The organism is Kitasatospora sp. NPDC057512, assembly GCF_042802135.1.
Lineage (GTDB): Bacteria > Actinomycetota > Actinomycetes > Streptomycetales > Streptomycetaceae > Kitasatospora.
In genome coordinates, this window is sequence record NZ_JBHVET010000070.1 from 1 (window position 1) to 18806 (window position 18806).

The window sequence follows — 18806 nt, forward strand, 5'->3', positions numbered from 1 at the left end:
GTCCGGCACCGCCGGACCCAACACCCCATCGTCCGAAAGGGTGCGATGAACGTGTCGAGCAGTTCTCTCCGATTCGGCGATCAGGGACCGGCTGGTGGGGATGCGGGTTGATGGCCGTGATCTGCGGCTCGTGAGGACCGCTACGGCGAGTCCTACTGGAACCCCGATTTCCGGCAGCGGCACGTCGAGTACCTGAGGCGGTTTTCACCCGCCTGAATTCCGGCGCGAAGAAGAGTCCGCCGCCGCGAGCCGTGCGCGGGTTGAAGGCTCCCGGGAGCCGTCTCTGCTACTGGGGCAATCTTCCCGGGTACCACCGCCGAGACGGCGCGGTCGCTTCGGCCCAGGTGCACTGCCAGGAAGTCTTCTTCAGCCCGGAGCGGCGCGAATGGCTGTCCGTACGGGACGGGCTCCATTTTGAGTTCGACGTGACGGGCACCGCCGAGCACTCGAACTGACCGATGATCCACGATAATTCAAGGAGCCCGAAAAGTGGCTGAAACAATCGTATACGATCCTCTCGACCCTGCGGTGCTGACCGATCCGTACCCGTTGTACGCGGAATTGCGCGAGCAGACGCCGGTCTTCTGGAACGAGCGCATGCAGTCCTGGGTGGCGACCCGCTACGACGACTGCCGCGAGGTGCTGCGCAACCACCAGACCTTCGCCCGCGACCGGCGCCGGGTAAACATCGACGTCCCGGAATTCGCGCAGAACCTCCAGTCCCTGGACCCTCCGCAGCACGCGCCATTGCGCAGCCTCCTCATGAACGCCTTCCGGGCGCAGGACCTGGACGCCGCGGCTCACCGGACCCACGACAAGATCCTCGGTCTCTTCCAGGACCTGTCCGATCTGGACGAGTTCGACTGGATCCACGAGGTTGCGGCCCCGGTGGCGCTGAATCTGACGGCAGAACTGTTCGGCGTGGTCGAGCCGGAGTTGAAGTACTATGCCGCCCTGGCCGACGCGATCACCCGACGGATGGACGCGGGGCTCGATGCGACGGTGATCGAGCCCGGCGACGAGGCGCGGAAACAGCTGAACACGCTGGCCGACGGCTGGTTCGCGGAGAACAGCGGACGCCCGGGCCTGATGACCACCATCAAGCAGCTGATGGACGGTGCAACCGTTCCCGAGCACTACATCGGCAACAGCATCGCGGCGATCTTCAACGCGAGTTACGGAACGGTGTTCGCGGCGGCCGGCAACGCCGTCCTGACTCTGCTCCAGCACCGTGGAACGCTGGACCGGTTCCGGGACCGTGGCGTGGTGGACACGGGAGTGGAGGAGCTGATCCGTTTCGACGGGCCAGCGCAGGGCACCAGCCGCATCGCCGCGGAGCGCACCGTGCTGGGCGGACAGGTGATCGAGGCCGGCCAGCCCGTCATCACGCTGCTCGCGGCCGCCAATCGTGATCCGGCCCAGTTCGAACGGCCTGACGAACTGGTCCTCGACCGCTCCCCGAACCGGCATCTGGGCTTCGGCTGGGGACCCCACGCCTGTCTGGGGGCGACCTTCGGTCACGTGGCGATCAAGGAGATCGTTCTCTGCCTCCTGGAAGCGCCCTCGCTACGCCTGACGGGAACTCCCGTCCGCCGGAGGACGGCCACGGTGCGCAGCATGGACCTGCTTCCCGTGAGTTTCCGCAAGTAAGTCAGTACATCCGGCAACCCATAGGGCTAGAACAGGAAGGCATCGCATGTCGGATGTATCGGCTGATGTCGTCGTCGTGGGTAACGGCGCCATCGGTTCGTCGATCGCGTTTGAATTGCAGCGACGCGGTCACCAGGTGGCGCTCGTAGGGGAAAGCGCCAGGCCGTATGCGGCATCCGTGGCAGCCGGCGCCATGCTGGGCTGCTTCGGAGAAGTGACCACGTCACTCCTGGCCAGCGAGAGCGGGCGGGCGAAGCTCGCCACCGACCATCGCGCGCGCGCCGAATGGCCGGAGTGGGACTACGACCTCGGTGTGGCCTCCGGGGACGAGCGAAGTCTCTACGTCGCGAATGGGACGTTCGTCCTGTTGAACTCCATGGGCACTGCGGCGGTGGACTCGGGGAACTTCCGGGCCGTCGAGGAGGCGCTCCGGGAGTACGAGGAGCCGTACGAATCCGTGGATCCCGAGCAGATCGACTGGCTTGCACCCGAGGAGCTGGCGCGGTCACTGCGCGGCCTCTACATTCCGTCCGAACACGCGGTGGACGCGCACCGGCTGCTCGACAAGCTGAACGCGGGCTTCCTCCGCTATGGCGGCCGGATCGTCGATGCGGCGGCTGCCGGGCTCGAACTCAGGGGTGAGCGTGTCGTCGGGGTCCGCCTGGCGAACGGCGACCGGCTGACGGGTGACCAGGTCGTCGTCGCCGCCGGCGTGCAGTCGCTCGCGCTGCTCGACGCGGTAAACGAGGTCCGTCGCCGGATCCCGCCGCTGGTGAGCGGCTACGGGGTCTCCGCGCTCCTGGAGGTGGGCGACGGGATGTTGCCCACCTCGGTGTTGCGCACCCCCAATCGAGCCTTCGCCTGCGGGATCCACTGCGTGCCGCGGGGTGACGGTGTGCTGTACGTGGGCGGTACCAATGTGCTCACCAAGGCGCCGCGACAGTACGCGACGGTGCGCGATCTGCAGTTCCTGCTGGAATGCGCCGTGGACCAGCTCTCCTCGGAGCTGCCGCAGTCTGGAGTGCGGGGGGTGCAGGTGGGCAACCGGCCGGTCCCGGCCGACGGATTTCCGCTCATCGGTGGCGTCGGGATCGAGGGCCTCTGGCTGGCCACCGGAACGTACCGGGACGGACTCCACCAATCGCCGCTCATCGCCAAGTTCATCGCCGCGAAGGTTGAGGGTGATCCGTGGGAGTCCGACTCGCTGACGGCCTTCGCTCCGGTGCGCAGTCCCCTGCCGTTCGGCGCGCGCGAGCAGATCATCCAATCGACCGTGCAACAGACCATGGCTTCCGGCTACGAGCAGCGCTGGCGGGTCACTCCCGAATGGCCCGTGCGCATCGAGGCGCAGCTGCGCCGGGAGTACACCGAGGCGGTCGAGCAGCTGCATCCCGCTTTCACGCCGCCACCTGAGTTCATCGCGAAGATGGATGAAGGGATCCGCGAGAATTTGAAGGCTTATTACGACGCGTGGTCGTAAATCAACAGGCGATTAGGAGGATTGCAGTGAAGATTCTGATTGCCAATGACATCGACGAATCACTGTGGCTGCGCAAGGACGGCCGTACGTGGTCGCAGCGGGTCTTCTGGTTCGCCGATGAAGGCGACCTGGTCATTCTGTCCGATCATCCAGATGAGGACTTCCTCCGGCATGTTTGCGGACTGCGGGGCATCGACCCGACGCGCGTAGCCGTCCGGGTCTGTCCGCCGGGCCGCCGGAACGGGAACCGGCTGATCGCCCCTGACGCACTTCTGGATCCGAATTTCATCGCGGACATCGCCGTCGGCATCGGAGCAGGCCCGGAGATAGTCAGTCTCTTCCCTTCGGCCATGGTGAGCGAGTTCGCGGCACGGATAGGCCTCGGAAGCCGACCGGAAGGCTCGGAGTTCCTTGCCCAAGGGGGCAGCGAACTGGCCAACAGCAAGGCAACGTTCCGAGCGCTCGCCGGCGGGGCGGGCGTCGCGACGGCCCCGGGCGCCGTCTGCCGGAGCAAGGACGAGGCCGTTCACGCCATGGAGGCGTTGATCGGCGACGGTCATGACGTGATGGTAAAGATGGCCCACCGAGGGGCGGGAGTCGGGAACGAACTGGTCCTGAACACCGGGAGTACGGCACCGGCGAATATCGGAGCGCGCCACCACTACCGACTCGACGCCGGGCCGGACGCGATCGGCCGGTACTGGGAGGAGAGGTGGCTCTGGGCCTCCGCCGAGGGCCGGTACCCGGTCGTGGTCGAGCAGGTGCTCAACGTCCGGCAGTCCCTCTACGTCGAACTGCTGATCGGCGACGCCTCGTGCGATCTCCGCGGGGTGGGCGTGTTGTCGTACGCCGGTGGCCGCATTACCTGCGAAACCCTGGGACTGGCCGAGATACCCGAGCCGCAGGCCCGGAAGGCCGTGGACGATGCCACCCGGCTCGCCGATGTGTACCGGGCGATGGGATACCGAGGGTATTTCTGCGCGGACGCCGTCATGACGGACGACATGCACGTCCTGTTCACGGAAGTGAACGCCCGCACGACGACCGGCAGTCACCTGCACGAATTCCTCGACGTCCAGGCGAAGGCGGTGACCCGGGAGAACGACATCGTGGTGCGCCAGTACGCCGATTCGCCGGATTGGAGCGTGCGGTCCACCGAACAGTTCCTCACCGGTCTCGCGAACGCCGGCCTCACCTACAGCGCGGCATCCGGAACGGGGATTTTCATGGCAATACCGGCTTTTCCAGAGCAGTCGTCCGGCTCATTCCTCTATGTCATCGCCTGCAATGAACAGGAAGAAGAGGAATACCTTCGCAAGCTCGACGAGCTGTTCCGTTCAATTCCGGACCAAGGCTGATCCTCAACCTCACGACTTCTCAACCCCACGACGTCGAACGTCGAACAAGGAGGGTCACATGCACGTCGTCCTCATCGCTCTGCAGGCGGACATGATCCGGAGCCTGGCCGCGGGCGGCCACAGCATCACCTTGCTGTACGAACCCCGTCACAAGCGCCAGGCCCTTGAGCTGAGTCCGCTAATCACACGCAGGTGCGCGGTGGATTCGTACGAAAGGGTGGAATCGTTGTGGTCGGGCCTGGAGTGTCTGGACCTGACCGAGCCGGTCGAGGTGGTGCTCGCCGGCCATGAGCGGGCGGTGGTGTCGGCGGCCGTGCTCGGTTCCCAGCTGGGTGCCACAGCGGTGGACCCGCTGGTGGCGATGGGCTGCCGGGACAAGGCGACGCAGAAGTCCAGGTGGTCCCAGGCCGGTGTTCCGACCGCGCGCTGGTGCGTGATGACGAACGGCGCGGAGTCCGTCCAGCAGGTACGGGAGTCCCTCTCCGCAGCCGGTCTGGAACCCCCGGTGGTCATCAAGCCGCCGCTGGGCGGCGGATCTTTGTTCGTGTCCGTCGCCAATTCGTACGCCGAGATATGCGACAGCGCTGGCGCGACGGACGAGCTGAGCCGCCCGCTGGTGGAACAGAAGATCGACGGCCCTGAATGGCACCTCGACGGCCTGGTGCAGAAGGGGCGTATCACCGACCTCATGGTCTCGAAGTACCTAACGGCCCCCATCCGCACCGGGACCGGCGCTCCCGTGCGATCAGTCGCCCTTCCACCGGCAATGCACGAGGAAACCTACGCGGCAGCCATGGACTTCTCCCAGCGGGCCGTCGATGCGCTGGAACTGGCCCGGGGAGTCTTCCATCTCGAAGCCTTCGGGCAGCCAGGGCGGTTCATCGCAGGCGAGCTCGCTTGCCGGCCGGGTGGGACCCTGATCAGCCGCGTGGGGGAAAGCATTCTGGGGCTCGACCTCTGGGCCGCGAGCGCTCAGCTTTTCACCGGCGACCCCATCGTCCGGAAGGAAGTCGATCCCGGCCTGGTGCACGGCTGGGTCCATCTGCCCTCAGTCGCCGGATCGCGCAACTCCGTCACGGAAGCGGACATCCTCGGCATAGACGGCGTGACCAGCGTCTCCCTGAAGGTTCCGGTGGGGGCGGTGATGGGGGGAATGCTGACGTCCTCGTCCAACGGAATCGGAGCCGCGACGGTATCCGGATCGAGTGAGGAGGAATGTCGGATCGCTATGGACAGGGTCGTCGACAGGGTCCAGGACTTCCATGAGAAGCGCCCTTACGACTCCGTCGGCGATTGAGGTTGGGGCGTGCTCGCCTGGCGGGTCGGTTGGTGGGTGATTCAGCAGGCGGTCCGTCGAGCGAGTACCAGTTCGGTGCTGTGCACCGGTCGGGTGGACCGTCGCGCGGCGCGGTCGGAGACCAGTCCCGCGATCGCGCGGTGTGTCTCGGTGTAGCGCTGCGGGGGCCGCCACTGGCATCTCGGCATCGGCGTGCTCGACGACGATGCGGCGGGAGGACTGGCGGCGGCGCATCTCGCGCCAGGCCCGCCTGTCGCCTTCGGGCGCATCGTCCTTGAGTTTCCTCGGCGGGGCGGTGAGCTGACCAGGGAACTCGTTGGCCAGGCCCCGGTAGCCCTCGTCGACCTCGGCCTTCACGTTCCGGTGGAGGCGGAGTTGCTCGGCGATGCCCTCGGCGCGCACGGCAGTCTGGTCGTGCATCCGCCCCGGCCGGTCGGCGCCGTTCCACAGGGTGCGGCCCTCGCGGTCGCTGGTGGTGGTGGTCTTGATGGTGCTCTGCCGCTTCTTGCCGGCGATGAACGCACGGCGTCCGGGCCTGTGCGCTGCGGGGCGGCGCACCTGGGTCTCCATGCCGTCAATGCGCAGCTCGACGCCCTCGGCCTCGGCGTAGGCGAACACGTCGGCCAGAGTGCGCAGCCGCAGTCCCGGGCGCTCGGGGACGGCGAAACCGCGCCGGGCGAGCAGGGGCCTGACCTCGTTGATCGCCTCGCTGACCGTGGAACGGCCGATGTCGTACAGCTCGGCGAGTGCGGCATGCGGCAGGTTCGTGCGCAGGTGGACGAGGGTGAGTACGACACGGTCGGTGAAGACCAACTCGTGCTTGGGGCCGGCTCCCGACGCCCTCAGGCGCTGGTGGCCACGCCGCTCGTGCAGCGCCGCTTCGCGCAGAGCGCACCACGGCTCGGCCAACCTCGCCGTCGTCGCCTACGGGCATAGGCCCCGGGCCGCAGCCCTGGACCCCGCTTGTCAGCGGTCGGGATTCCGGAGCCGAGGCCGGGGCGTCAGGTGAGGAGCGGGTGACCCACGGGTGAGACCGGTCCCCGCCGATGCGGCCCGGTCTCACCGGGTGACCGGGCAGCAGGACGCGCCCTACCTCGTGGCCGTACCACCCCCGGCCATCGTGGTTCTTCCGGTGGCGAGCACCTCGCCCGCCTCGGTGCGACGGTAGACCACGCGTCGGCCCGTGCGCTCGCCGACCACGAGTTCCGCCTCGCGCAGGACCGCGAGGTGGCCGCCGACCGTGCCGAGCGACAGGTCGAGTTCGGCGGCGAGTTCGCTGCTCGTGGCCGGGCTCTCCAGCGCGCGCAGGATCGCGGTGCGGCCCGTGCCGATGAGCCGGGCCAGGGCCTGGTTGCGGGGGCCGGCCCCGGCCGACTGCAGGTCGCCGGTGCCCCGGGCGGGGTACACCAGCGCGTACGGCAGTCCGGGCGCCTCGCACAGCCAGGTGCCCCTTCCGGCGCGGGTGCACGGCACGAACAGCATGCCCTCGGGGCCGACCACACGGTCGTGACCGGGCCGGTTGCTGAAACGGATCGCGTCCGCGCCGACCCAGACGCTGTGCCGGTTCATCCGCTCCACGGCGCGCGGCCACCCGTAGGCAGCCAGCAGACCCGCACGGTAGGTGACGTCGCGTTCGAGCAGGGCGCGGCGGCGCGGCCAGTCCGCGGCGAGGTACGTGTCCCAGATGTGCCGGAACAGCTCGGCGGTGCGGCCGGCCCAGTCGTGGCCGGTGAGCCACGCGCCGAGATCGTGCCGCTCCCAGCTCGCCTCCACCGCCAGCTGCAGACTCGCGCCGACGGCCTCGTCCGGCACCCGCGCCATCTGCGCGAGCTCTTCGTGGAGCCGGGTGCGCATGCCGCCGGGCGGGGGGAACGAGACGTGGTCGGGCAGGTACTTCGTCGAGCTGATCAGCGCGACCATACCCCTGGCGAACGGGTCGGCGTCGAGCCGGGCCCGGAAGGCGGCGTGGTGGCGGGCGTGCCAGGGCGCGAGCCACGTGTCGGTGCATGGCCGGGAGAGGGCGATGGCGGCGCCCAGCGTCTCCGCGAGCGGCGAAAGTGCGAAGCGGGAGCGTGACAGGGCGTGGGAATCCAGGCGCAGCAGCACCATCCGGCGTGTTCCTTCCTCCTCGGCTCGGGGAGACGTCCACCCCCACGAACTTTCGGCAGCCAGCGAAACGATAGTGCCACCGACCGTTCGTCCGCATACTCGGGCCGGTGTCCACAGCAACCTCTCCTTCCTCCGCCCCGGCCGCCCCGCCCTCCGCCTCTCCGCTGCGACAGCCCAGCTTCCGCTGGTACTTCGCAGGAGAGAGCGTGTCCCTGCTGGGCAGTTCCATGGCGCCGGTGGCACTGGCCTTCGCCGTCCTCGACGCATCGGCGCAAGCGGGAGACCTGGGTCTCGTGCTGGCCGCCCGCATGCTGCCGATGCTCGGCTTCATGCTGATCGGCGGCGTGGTCGCCGACCGGCTGCCCCGACGCCTGGTCCTCGTGTCCGCCAACCTGGGCTCCGCGCTGACCCAGGGCGCTATCGCCGCACTGCTCCTGACCGGCCACTACTCGCCGTGGCCCATCGCGGCCCTGGGCTTCCTCAACGGGGTGCTGGGGGCGTTCACCTCCCCCGCCCTGCGCGGCCTGCTGCCCGAACTGGTGGCCAGGGACGGGCTCCAGCGGGCGAACGCCCTGCTCGGCATGGTCAAGAACGGCACCAAGGTGTTCGGCCCCACGATCTCGGGCGTGCTGGTCGTCGCCGCGGGCGGCGGCGCGGCGATCGCCCTCGACGCGCTCAGCTACCTGCTCGCCGCCGCGTTCCTGGCGCGCCTGCCCGCCTCCCCGGGCCGCATCGCCTCCAAGGGACGCCGGCACTTCGCCCGCGACCTGCGAGAGGGCTGGGACTCGTTCCGGCGCACGTCCTGGGTCTGGCCGGTCACCCTGGCGTTCTGCGCCGTAAACCTGGTCAACACGGGCAGTTGGCAGATCCTGGGACCTCAGCTGACCGCCGACGTGTTCTCCCCCGTGACGTGGGGCCTAGTGCTCAGCGTGCGCGGTGTCGGCATGCTGCTGAGCAGCAGCCTGCTCTACCGGTTGACCATCCGGCGCTTCCTGCTATGGGGGCAGCTCGCAGTCACGCTGAACGCCCTCCCGTTGCTTGCCTTGGGCGCCCGGCTGCCTATGCCGTGGCTGATCGCCGCGTCGTTCGTCGCCGGTGTCGGCTCCTCGGTCTCGGCGATCGCCTGGGACACCTCCCTCCAAGAGCACATCCCGCCGGGGGTGCTGTCCCGCGTCGCCGCCTACGACGACCTCTTCTCCTACCTGGCCATCCCGGTCGCCCTGCTGGCGGTGGGACCGCTCAGCCAGAGCTTCGGCCCGTACGCGGTCACCACGGTGTCGGGCCTGCTGTTCGTCGTGATCGCCCTGCTGCCGCTAGTGGTCCCCGCAGTGCGCCGCCTGCCGCACGCGACACCGGGGCAGTAGTCGACTGGGCGGCCGAGCGCCGGGCCCGGCCCCGGGGGTGGCGCATGGCGGGACCGGAACGGAACACTCGGATGCTCCTCCAGGAGCGTCCGCGGCTGATCATCGCGTTCCACGACCACTTCTCGCCGGGCAGCGGCGGGACGTCCGATATGTGCCTGCGCGGGCTGCTGAGGCAGGTGCCGGTGTGGCTGGTGCCCCACGAGGACGTGTAGCAGGGGATGTGGCTGGGGCTGGGTATTTTTCCGGAGGACCGGCAGTGGCGTGTCCGGAGCGAGTTGGAGGCAGCCTCGCGGCCTGGGCAGGCCGCCGCTGACTGAGGAGCGCTGACCATGATTCAGCGCTCTTCAGCGCCGGCTCAGCGGGTCTCGTCGGTGAGGCACCCTTGTGTTCGGGGCGGCGTCCGCCCGCGCTGGCAAGGGCTCCGGTGCCGCCGCCTCCGCCGCCGACCGTCAGTCAGGACGGCCAGGACGGGTCTACCGCCGTTGCGGATGCCGGGACGCCGACCGGCGCCAGCTCGGAGCAGCGTGTCCGCGCCTGGCCGAGGAGGGGCACGGTACGTGGACGTTCGCCGTCGACATCCCCTCCCTCACGGGCCGCCGGCGCACCGTGCGGCGCGGCGGGTTCGAGGACGACTTCGCCGCCGAGAGCGCGCTGCGGCGCTTCCTCGAAGGCCGGAAGCTGGGCTTCGACGCCGACCCGCACGAGACGCTCAAGCCCACCACCTACGCCCGCTACCGCACCTACGTGCTCTGCGAGTTGATTCGGCGCTCCTGGCCGCTCCGGCCACCAGGGCCGACAAGCAACCGGGATTCCCGGCTCATAGCTGACACCCGATAAACGTGCGGCCCGTCGGAGCAGATGACGCCGCAGGTTCTGTCGGCATGCCTATTTCCCGCGAATCCGGGCCCATTGCCGTGCCGAAGAGTCGACCAGGCCTCGATCGACGGCACGCGGATTCCCCGATGAATGAACAGATGCCCCGTCACGACCAGGCCGGAGGGACCAGGCCTGCGGAAACGCGCCCAGCGAGGCGGCGTGAACGAGCGTTCACGACCACATTGCGACCACCAAAGAGAAAAGCCACTCCTATCGTTTTGATAGAAGTGGCTTCTGACCTGCATAAATGCTGGTCGGGACGACAGGATTTGAACCTGCGACCCCTTGACCCCCAGTCAAGTGCGCTACCAAGCTGCGCCACGTCCCGTGGTCTCGGTGCCTGCAGCGGGGCCTGGGGGGCTCTGCTGTGGGCTTCTCGACCTTGTCTCCGGTTGTCCCGGCGACGTGGAAAACAATACAGCACGTCGGGGGGTGCTCGCTGCCAGGTTTGGGGGCGGGGTGGGTCAGGGGGTGGGGTGGCGGGCGTCGTAGGTGAGGAAGGAGGGGCGGCGGGCGGCGAGGAGGAGGACGGCGGCGACGCAGGCGAGGCCGCCGGTGATCACGGAGGTGGCCGGGTTGGTGAGGGCGGCGACGGTGCCGGACTCGAAGTCGCCGAGGCGGGGGCCGCCGGCGACGACCACGATGAAGATCCCCTGGAGGCGGCCTCGCATCTCGTCCGGGGCCGCGACCTGCATCATCGTGTTGCGGAAGATCATGCTGACGGTGTCGGCGCAGCCCGCGACCGCGAGCAGCAGGAGGCCGAGCCAGAGGTTGTGGAGGGCGCCGAAGGCCGCGATGGCCAGGCCCCAGGCGGCGACGGCGACGAGGACGGCGACGCCCTGGCGGTGCACCCGGCCGACCCAGCCGGAGAAGAGCGCGCCGATCAGGGCGCCGACGGCCGGGGCGGAGACCAGCAGGCCGACGGTGCCGGCGTCGCCGCCGTAGAAGGTGACCGCGATGGCCGGGAACAGGGCGCGCGGCATGCCGAAGACCATCGCGGCCAGGTCGGCGAGGAAGCTGGTGCGCAGGTTGGGCTGCTCGCGCAGGAAGCGGAGGCCGTCGAGGACGGAGGCGCGGCCCTTGCGCTCGCCGAGCGGCCGCATGGCGGGCAGGCGCCACATCGCGTAGAGGGTGCCGGTGAAGGCGACGGTGTCGACCAGGTAGGCGGCCTGGACTCCGTAGGCGCCGATGAGGACGCCGCCGAGCATCGGGCCGACGGTGAGGCCGAGGTTCATGCTGACGGTGTTCAGGGCGTTCGCCGCCGGGAGCTGGTGGCTGGGCACCAGTCGGGGGATCATCGCGGAGCGGGCGGGCGAGCTGATCGCGAAGAAGCCCGCCTGGACGGCGACGGCGGCGTACAGGACGGCGACCAGGCCGAGGCCGGCCAACGCCTGCGCGGCCAGGGCGGCGGAGACGACCGCCAGACCGGCCGAGCCAAGCAGGCCCAGCCGGCGCCGGTCGACGGTGTCGGCGATCGCGCCGCCGTAGAGGCCGAAGGCAACCAGTGGGACGAGGGAGAAGATGCCGACCAGGCCGGTCGCGAAGGCGGAGCCGGTCAGGTCGTAGACCTGGACGGAGACGGCGACGGCCGTCATCTGCTGGCCTATGGAGGAGACGGCCTGTCCGGCCCAGACCCGGCGGTAGTCGGGGTGGTCGCGCAGCGGGCTGAGGTCGGCGAAGGCCCGCCGGTACCAGAGTGAGCCGGCGGCCGCCTCCGGTCCCGGTCCCTCCCCCGGTCCCGGTCCCTCCCCCGGTCCGGGTTCCGGTCCGGGTTCGGGATCGGCGGCGGAGGACGCGGGGGACGGGCCGGGCGCGGGGGACGGCGTGGAATGTTGATTCTTCGACATAGTCCCTCATGCTCCGCCCCGCCCCCGGGCAGCCCCGCACCGGGGCCGCCCCGGCAAGGCCCGGTCCCGCACCCGGGCCCGGATCCGGCCCCGCCCTCGACGCCCCGACCCCAACCGCGACGCCCCCGCTACCGGCTCAGCACCTGCCTCTCCCCCGCCTCCACCGCGAAGTCCAGCCGGTTGCCCGGCGGCGGGAACGGGCAGATGAAGTGGTCCGAGAAGGCGCACGGCGGCAGGTAGGCCCGGTTGAGGTCGAGGACGGTGCGGCCCTCGGCGTCGGGCGCGGGCAGGGTGATGAAGCGGAAGCGGTAGGTGTCGATGCCGCTGGTCGTGTCCGCGATCACGCCGCTGAGCCGCTCGCCCGACCGGCTGACGGTCAGGGTGCGGTGCTCGCCCGCCACCGTGAAGGCGATCTGCCCGGAGACGGCCAGCGGGCGCTCCCGGCCGTCGGCGTTCGGGACGACGACCGACCGGGCGTCGCCGTCCTCGAACGGGGTGAAGACGGCGGGCACGGCCCACTCGGGCGCGTACGGGAAGGCGGAGATGCCCGCGAACGCCGTCCGGCGGGGTGCGGCCGGGTCGAAGACCCGCAGGGCCAGCTCGCCCTCGCGCTCGATCGGGACGAGCAGCAGGTCTCCCAGGACGGCGGTGTCGGCGGCCGGGTCGCTGTCCGGGCGCAGCAGCGCCTCGCCGTCCACCGGTGCGTCGGCGCCGTCGACCGTGATGCCGTCGGACGCCGCCGCCCGGACCCGGACGCCCTCGGCGTCGGCCCACCAGTGCCCGGGCAGGCCGGGGATCTCGGCGGGCTCGGGCTCCAGCCAGTGCGTGCCGGTGAGTGCGAGCTGGCCGTGCTGCGCGCTCACCGACGCCGCCCGGCCGTCGCTCCAGTGCTTCCAGTCCTCCGCGGCCGTCTCGGTCATCGGTCCACCCTCCCGGTCGGTCCGTGGGCGGCCCGCCGTTCGGGCCGCCCGTCCTCGGTCATCCACAACACCGTCCGCGCGGACGGATCATTCCCGTCGACCCGATGTCGCCGAAACCGCAACACGGCGGCAACGCGCCGACACGGGGCACCACACGATGCACCACTCCGGCCACACACCTACCCCTCGCGGCGCTTCAGCGGACGGAACAGCCCCTCCTGCACCACGGACACCACCAGTCGGCCGTGCCGGTCGAAGATCTGCCCGCGGGCCAGGCCGCGCGCGCCGTGCGCGATCGGGGACTCCTGCTGGTACAGCAGCCAGTCGTCCGTCCGGAACGGCTGGTGGAACCACATCGCGTGGTCGAGTGAGGCCATGTCGAAGCTCCGCTCGCCCCACAGCGGCTCGACCGGGGCGCGGACGGCGTCCAGCAGCGTCATGTCGCTGGCGTAGGTGAGGGCGCAGACGTGGATCAGCGGGTCGTCCGGCAGCGGGCCGTTGGTGCGCAGCCAGACGCCGCTGCGCGCCTCGACGCCCTCAAGCTCCTCCTTCGTCCAGCGCAGCCGGTCGACGTAGCGGATGTCGAAGGGCTGGCGGCGGCTGATGAACGGGGGAAGCTCGCCGAGCCGGGAGCCGACCTCGTCCAGGGCGCTGGGCAGCTCCTCGGGGGCGGCGACGGGCGGCATCGGGTACTGGTGCTCGATGCCGGCCTCCTCGGGTCTGTGGAAGTCGGCGGTGAGGGCGAAGATCGACCGGCCGCCCTGGATGCCGAGCACCCGGCGGGTGGTGAAGGACCGGCCGTCGCGGATCCGGTCGACCTGGTAGACGATCGGCAGGCCGGGGACCCCGGGGCGCAGGAAGTAGGCGTGCAGCGAGTGGACCGGGCGCTCGTCGTCCACCGTGCGCCCCGCCGCCACCAGCGCCTGCCCGGCGACCTGGCCGCCGAACGTCCGCTGCAGCGCCTCCTCGGGGCTGCGCCCACGAAAGATGTTGAGTTCGATCTGCTCAAGGTCGAGCAGATCGACAAGGTCGTCGACGGGGGTACCCATGGGCACGCTTCCTCTCCGGACTCCGAACAATTCTCCAGCTCAATCGAATCCTTTGGCGACCCGGGTCATTCCCGCGCAGCGGTCCGGAACGCCCAGTTCACTCGAACGAGTAGGCGAGTCAATGAACAGGTGACGGACGGGACGGCCCGGTCGGCCACGAGGCCCCCACCGGCCGCACGCCGCCCGGCTACACCCCCAGCCCCGACTCCCGCACCGTGATGTTGAGCCGCCCGAGCAGCCCCAGCGCCGGATCGGCCGTCCCCGGGAACGTCCGCACCACCCCGTGGTACGCGAACCGGGCCGGGCCGCCGAACACCAGCAGGTCGCCGCTGCGCAGCTCCAGGTCCGTCCACGGCCGGGTCCTGGTCTCGGTGTTCCCGAGCCGGAAGACGCAGCCGTCGCCCAGCGAGAGCGAGACCACCGGCGCGTCCGCCCGCTCGTCGCGGTCCTGGTGGAGGCCCATCTTCGCGCCGTGCGCGTAGTGGTTGACGATCGCGATGTCCGGCGCGTACGACGCCGCACCCGCGACCTCCCCCAGCGCGGCCCCGTACGCCTCCGCGACGGCCCTGCGCGCCAGGTCCCCGAGCAGCCGCGGGAACGGCTTGACGGGCGCTCCGTCCTCGGCGACCTCCCGGTACCCGTACGGGTACCAGTGCAGGCCGAGACTCACCATCCGGACGGACATCATCCCGCCGGTGGGCATCCGCACGGCGTGCAGACCGGCCGGCGGGCGGGCCCACTCCCGGCAGGCGGCGACCAGGCGGCGCTGCGCGTCGAGGTCCAGCCAGCCGGGCAGCAGGACGGCGCCGGGGGCCGGCTCGGAGCGCTCGCGCGCGCCCGGGGACCCGCCCGGTTCGCCGAACAGCTCGCCCTGGATCACCCCACCATCCTCCCGCACCGCACCCACCCGGGCCCAGCCGCACCCGGCCCAGCCCGACCGCCGACGGCGGGCGCGCCCCCGCGCAACCCCCGACCCCGACCCCGACCCCGACCCCGACCGCGGGAACGCCGACGGCCGCTCCCCCGACCGGCGGAGGAACCCGCGCGGCGGAGAAGCGGCCGTGAAAGCCGTGCACATCGGTACGCACATCGGTACGTCGACACACCGACAGCCGACGCACCGACAGGTCAGCGCGCAGACAGGCCGGCGCGCCGACGGATCAGCGCGCCGACGGATCGGCACATCGGCACCCGACCGGGCACCGGCACGAGGAGCCCCGGGCAGCCGACACCGGCTGCGCACGGGGCCTCGCGTGCCCGAGGAGGCCTCAGCTGGGGAGACCTCAGATGCTGAGGGTCTGGCCCGGGAAGATCAGGTCCGGGTTGCCACCGATGACCTTGGCGTTGTTCTGGTACAGGTCGTGCCAGTCCAGGCCCTGCGCGGCGGCGATGGAGCTCAGGGTGTCACCGGCCTTGACGGTGTAGTCGCCCTTGGCGGCCGGCTTGGCGTCGTTCGAGCGGTTCCAGGACTTGGCACCCTGGTCGGCCTTCGGCGCGGACTTCTGAGCGTCGGCCTTCGGGGCGGCAGCCTTCGGCGCGGCGGCGTCGTTCTTCGGCGCGGTCTGAGCCTTCGGCGCGGCCTGGGCCTTGGGCGCGGCCTTCGGGGCCTCGGCCGGCTTGGCGGCGGCCTTCGGGGCCTGCGCCGGCTTGGCGGCGGTCGAGCCCGCCGAGGTGTCGACGGCGGCCGGGGCGCCGCCCTTGGTCAGGCCGGCCTTGACGGAGCAGACGGGCCAGGCGCCCGGGCCCTGCGAGGCGAGGACCTTCTCCGCGACGGCGATCTGCTGCGCCTTGGTGGCCTGGTTGGCCTGCGACGCGTAGGCGGTGCCACCGAACGCGGCCCAGGTGCTGGAGGTGAACTGCAGACCGCCGTAGAAACCGTTGCCGGTGTTGATGGCCCAGTTGCCGCCGCTCTCGCACTGGGCGACGGCGTCCCAGGTGGAGACGGAGGCGGCGGAGGCCGAGGTGGCCGTGACGAGGCCGGCCACCGGCAGGGCCGCGACAGCGGCGCCCGCCACGACAGCCATCCGAACGCGGTTGCGCTTGGTGGCGGTGGAGGTGGTGGCAGCGGCGGTCTCGTTACGGAAGGTCATGAGGTTCCTCTCGACAGCCCCGGGCGGGCATGCGGAACCAGACCCCGGGAAGGGCCGTGATCACTCGCTGCGTCCGTCGGGCGGCCGGGCACGTGTCGGACGTGCCGCTTGCCGCCCCGGCCACCCAGCCGCTCGCCGACGACGTGTTCGAGCGATCGCGTCGGCGGGCACCTGCCGCGCCCGGCGGACCGGGGGGCTGTGCGTCGGGGGTGAACCCGGGTGGCGCTCGTTGCGCCGACCAAGAAGCTACGAGCCGGTCGACGGGGAATCCAAAACTTCGACGGTCTGCCCAGCTCAGCCAAGGGTTACCGGCGGTAACGACCATGCAATCATGACCGAAATGTCCGCTTTAACCGTCGATTCCTAGATCAAACATCCGGGCTCCGTGACTCACCTCACTGTTTGATTCCGGCAGTCCCGGCATCGACATCGACAGATTGCGACCACGAGAACACGCCGTGCGGTCGGATCCGGGGCAATTCACGTCAGCCTCCGGGGGCACCCGTGACGCCTGACACAAGGGCCCGTTGGGCATGGCGACCTCTCCGTGTCCGCCCCAGCACCCCATCCACACCCATCCGAGGAGACCCTGTGCCGCGCATGCTCGACGTCAGCGACGAGGTCCGGTCCGAGATCGGCGACGACGAAGCCGACCGCCTGCTAGGTGGCGACCGCGCCCCCGACGGCTACGAGTGCACCTCCTGCCGGACCCCCGGCGACACGCACGTGGAGCCCACCAGCACCGTGCTGTTCGTCGGCGACGAGACCGCCGTCCTCGCCTTCGCGCACGCCCGCTGCATCCCCTCCCAGGTCGTCCCGGTCTCCGAGGAGCAGCTGGCGGGCGCCGTCCGCAGCATCAGCCAGACCCAGCCCGGCGGCCCGGACCTCGCCGTCCCCGCCGCCGTACCGAGCGCCCCCGCGCCGGCCCCGGCGGCACCCGTCGGCCCGGCCCCGACCCAACCGGCCCCGACCCAGCCGGCCGCCCCCGGCCAGGCCGCCATCCTCGGCATCACCTGCGGGCTGGTCCTGCACGGCAAGGTCGGGCACGCCTCGCTGGTGGTCGAGCCGACCGGACCGGTCGGCCGCCCCGGCAGCACCTCGGGCGAGGACGAGTTCCTCGACCTGCTCCAGGACGCCGGCTTCCAGCCCGTCACCGACCTGGACGAGACCCCGGACCAGCTGCCCGGCTGGTCCGTCCTGGTCGCGATGGGCAAGCTGCACGCGATCCTCCAGCCCGCCGCGGCCGGCGGCAGCACCGGCTGGTGGCAGGCGCACCAGCCGCTCCAGGTCACCGACGCCTGGCGGATGGCCGCGAGCCAGCTCTCCGAGGTGACGATGTACGCCGTGCCGGCCGGCATGGTCGGCCGGCAGCCCCGCGAGGACCTGCTGCGCCAGGCGCTGGAGCGGGCGGTGGCGCTGGGCCAGGTGGTCGCCGCCTCCCTCCCGCTCGCCGGCACCTGATCCACCTCCGCGCCCCGACCCGCCGGACGGCCGCCTCCCACCCCCACGGCCGCCGTCCGGCGGGCGCACGCCCACGACACCCCGCCGCGCGCCAGGCCCCGGAGCACCCAGCTACACCCCGCCTGTGCCCTGCGCGCCCCGCCTCGCCCTGGCATGCCCGCACCCGCCCCGGCGTGCCCACACCCTGCCCGGCGCGCGCACCCGTTGCGCACTCCGGCGTGTAGGCGCACCCCCGCTCCCAGGGCCCGCATCCCCCGCCCCTCTCGCTCGTTGGCCCCTACGTGTACAGCTACGACGTCTCCGCGTCCCCCGGCCGGTCCGCCACCGCCTCGCGCTCGATCCCGGGCATGCGCCCCTCGTACGACGCCGAGCACCCGCACTCCGCGACGCCGATCTACGACGAGCTGTACTCCGAGTACCGGCGCCTCTTCCGCGCCCTGCCCGGTGACCGCTCGAACGAGGAGGACCTGAAGTTCACCGGCTTCGCGGTCCGCGACGGCTACCCGCTGCTCGGCGAGCAGCGTCCGTACCCGCCCCAGCAGCAGACCTTCCACACCCTCCCGGGCCAGGTGCCGGGCCTCCCCCAGTTCATGCCGGGCTCCCAGCACCACGGCTCCGGCCCCACCGGCGGCCAGCAGCACGGCCACCCCGGCGGTCACACCGGCACCCACGCCACCCCCCACGCCAACTCCCACACCGGCAGCCACCCCGGCGGGGGCCAAATCGGAGGCCACTCCGGAGGCCACACCGGAGGCCAGATCGGGGGCCACACCGGCCGTCACACCAGCAGCGCCCACCCCGGCACCCACGCCGCAAGCCACAGCACCAGCCACCACCACGGCCACCCGGTCGGCCACCACCCCGAGTCCACCGTCCCCACCCGCGACGGCCTCGGCCCCGCCGCCCCGGCCCCCGCCCAGGACCAACCCGCCGTCCCCGCCGCCCAGTTCACCGATGGTCAGGGCTGGGTCGCGGCCGGCTATCTGGGCGCGGCTCCGATGCCGGTGCCCGCGCCCGCACCGCCGGCGCCGCCCGCGCCCTCCCCGGTGATGGGTACGGCCACCGGTCTCGCCCCCGCGCCGTCCAGCGGCGGCCGCCACCGCCAGATGCTCTCCCTCCCCCCGGGCCCCACCGTCGACCACCGCTGACACCCGGCCCGGCCCCGACCGAAGCACCCGGCCCGGCCCCGACCGAAGCACCCGGCCCGGCCCCGACCGAGGCACTCGGCCCGGACCCCGGCCGGGAACCCCACCCCGGAAAACCCACCCCGGGAAACGCCGGAGGGCCCCGCCACCACCGTGACGA

Annotated in this window: 15 protein-coding genes, 1 tRNA gene and 1 pseudogene; 9 read left to right on the forward strand and 8 right to left on the reverse strand. The window is 71.2% G+C overall.

Features of this window, described 5'->3' with window-relative positions:
• Window positions 1–489: 489 nt before the first annotated feature.
• From ACFU6K_RS07700 to ACFU6K_RS07715, 4 genes are read left to right on the forward strand one after another with little or no spacing between them, the layout of a single operon-like run.
• Window positions 490–1650: a cytochrome P450 gene (locus ACFU6K_RS07700; protein WP_380661494.1), complete on the forward strand. Its 1161-nt coding sequence runs from the start codon at window positions 490–492 to the stop codon at window positions 1648–1650.
• Window positions 1651–1696: 46 nt separating this feature from the next.
• Complete coding sequence (locus tag ACFU6K_RS07705) at window positions 1697–3130, forward strand: NAD(P)/FAD-dependent oxidoreductase (protein WP_380661495.1); 1434 nt, start codon at window positions 1697–1699, stop codon at window positions 3128–3130.
• Window positions 3131–3156: 26 nt separating this feature from the next.
• Window positions 3157–4488, forward strand: coding sequence for a hypothetical protein (locus ACFU6K_RS07710; protein ID WP_380661496.1), 1332 nt, complete (start codon window positions 3157–3159; stop codon window positions 4486–4488).
• Window positions 4489–4546: 58 nt separating this feature from the next.
• On the forward strand, window positions 4547–5785 hold the full coding sequence (locus ACFU6K_RS07715; protein ID WP_380661497.1) for an acetyl-CoA carboxylase biotin carboxylase subunit family protein: 1239 nt from the start codon (window positions 4547–4549) through the stop codon (window positions 5783–5785).
• A 249-nt stretch (window positions 5786–6034) separates the two neighbouring features.
• Here the strand turns inward: ACFU6K_RS07715 and ACFU6K_RS07720 are convergent.
• Both ACFU6K_RS07720 and ACFU6K_RS07725 read right to left on the reverse strand, forming a co-directional pair.
• Window positions 6035–6694, reverse strand: a pseudogene (locus ACFU6K_RS07720) (transposase family protein); the annotation flags it as partial.
• A gap of 180 nt (window positions 6695–6874) precedes the next feature.
• Complete coding sequence (locus tag ACFU6K_RS07725) at window positions 6875–7894, reverse strand: helix-turn-helix domain-containing protein (protein WP_380661498.1); 1020 nt, start codon at window positions 7892–7894, stop codon at window positions 6875–6877.
• A 107-nt stretch (window positions 7895–8001) separates the two neighbouring features.
• On the opposite strand from ACFU6K_RS07725, the gene ACFU6K_RS07730 reads away from it, so the two are divergent.
• The 3 genes from ACFU6K_RS07730 to ACFU6K_RS07740 all read left to right on the forward strand — a co-directional run bounded on the left by ACFU6K_RS07730 (window position 8002) and on the right by ACFU6K_RS07740 (window position 10095).
• Window positions 8002–9258, forward strand: a complete 1257-nt coding sequence (locus ACFU6K_RS07730) for an MFS transporter (protein WP_380661499.1) — start codon at window positions 8002–8004, stop codon at window positions 9256–9258.
• 71 nt (window positions 9259–9329) lie between these two features.
• Window positions 9330–9470, forward strand: coding sequence for a hypothetical protein (locus ACFU6K_RS07735; protein ID WP_380661500.1), 141 nt, complete (start codon window positions 9330–9332; stop codon window positions 9468–9470).
• 394 nt (window positions 9471–9864) lie between these two features.
• Window positions 9865–10095, forward strand: coding sequence for a hypothetical protein (locus ACFU6K_RS07740; RefSeq protein ID WP_380661501.1), 231 nt, complete (start codon window positions 9865–9867; stop codon window positions 10093–10095).
• 290 nt (window positions 10096–10385) lie between these two features.
• On the opposite strand, the gene ACFU6K_RS07745 is transcribed toward ACFU6K_RS07740, so the two are convergent.
• The 6 genes from ACFU6K_RS07745 to ACFU6K_RS07770 all read right to left on the reverse strand — a co-directional run bounded on the left by ACFU6K_RS07745 (window position 10386) and on the right by ACFU6K_RS07770 (window position 16040).
• Window positions 10386–10462, reverse strand: a tRNA-Pro gene (locus ACFU6K_RS07745).
• A 136-nt stretch (window positions 10463–10598) separates the two neighbouring features.
• Window positions 10599–11981, reverse strand: a complete 1383-nt coding sequence (locus tag ACFU6K_RS07750; RefSeq protein WP_380661502.1) for an MFS transporter — start codon at window positions 11979–11981, stop codon at window positions 10599–10601.
• A 128-nt stretch (window positions 11982–12109) separates the two neighbouring features.
• Window positions 12110–12901 (reverse strand): DUF1684 domain-containing protein, encoded by a 792-nt coding sequence (locus ACFU6K_RS07755; protein ID WP_380661503.1) that lies wholly within the window; start codon window positions 12899–12901, stop codon window positions 12110–12112.
• A 179-nt stretch (window positions 12902–13080) separates the two neighbouring features.
• A complete protein-coding gene (locus tag ACFU6K_RS07760; RefSeq protein WP_380661504.1) occupies window positions 13081–13950 on the reverse strand; it encodes an acyl-CoA thioesterase in 870 nt (289 codons plus the stop codon).
• Window positions 13951–14137: 187 nt separating this feature from the next.
• On the reverse strand, window positions 14138–14827 hold the full coding sequence (locus tag ACFU6K_RS07765; RefSeq protein WP_380661509.1) for an alpha-ketoglutarate-dependent dioxygenase AlkB family protein: 690 nt from the start codon (window positions 14825–14827) through the stop codon (window positions 14138–14140).
• Window positions 14828–15233: 406 nt separating this feature from the next.
• Window positions 15234–16040, reverse strand: coding sequence for a transglycosylase family protein (locus tag ACFU6K_RS07770; RefSeq protein ID WP_380661505.1), 807 nt, complete (start codon window positions 16038–16040; stop codon window positions 15234–15236).
• A 591-nt stretch (window positions 16041–16631) separates the two neighbouring features.
• On the opposite strand from ACFU6K_RS07770, the gene ACFU6K_RS07775 reads away from it, so the two are divergent.
• Together ACFU6K_RS07775 and ACFU6K_RS07780 are read left to right on the forward strand one after the other, a co-directional pair.
• Window positions 16632–17501: a hypothetical protein gene (locus tag ACFU6K_RS07775; RefSeq protein WP_380661506.1), complete on the forward strand. Its 870-nt coding sequence runs from the start codon at window positions 16632–16634 to the stop codon at window positions 17499–17501.
• Window positions 17502–17782: 281 nt separating this feature from the next.
• Entirely contained in the window at window positions 17783–18649 is an 867-nt protein-coding gene (locus ACFU6K_RS07780) for a hypothetical protein (RefSeq protein ID WP_380661508.1), read from the forward strand.
• Window positions 18650–18806: the final 157 nt, after the last annotated feature.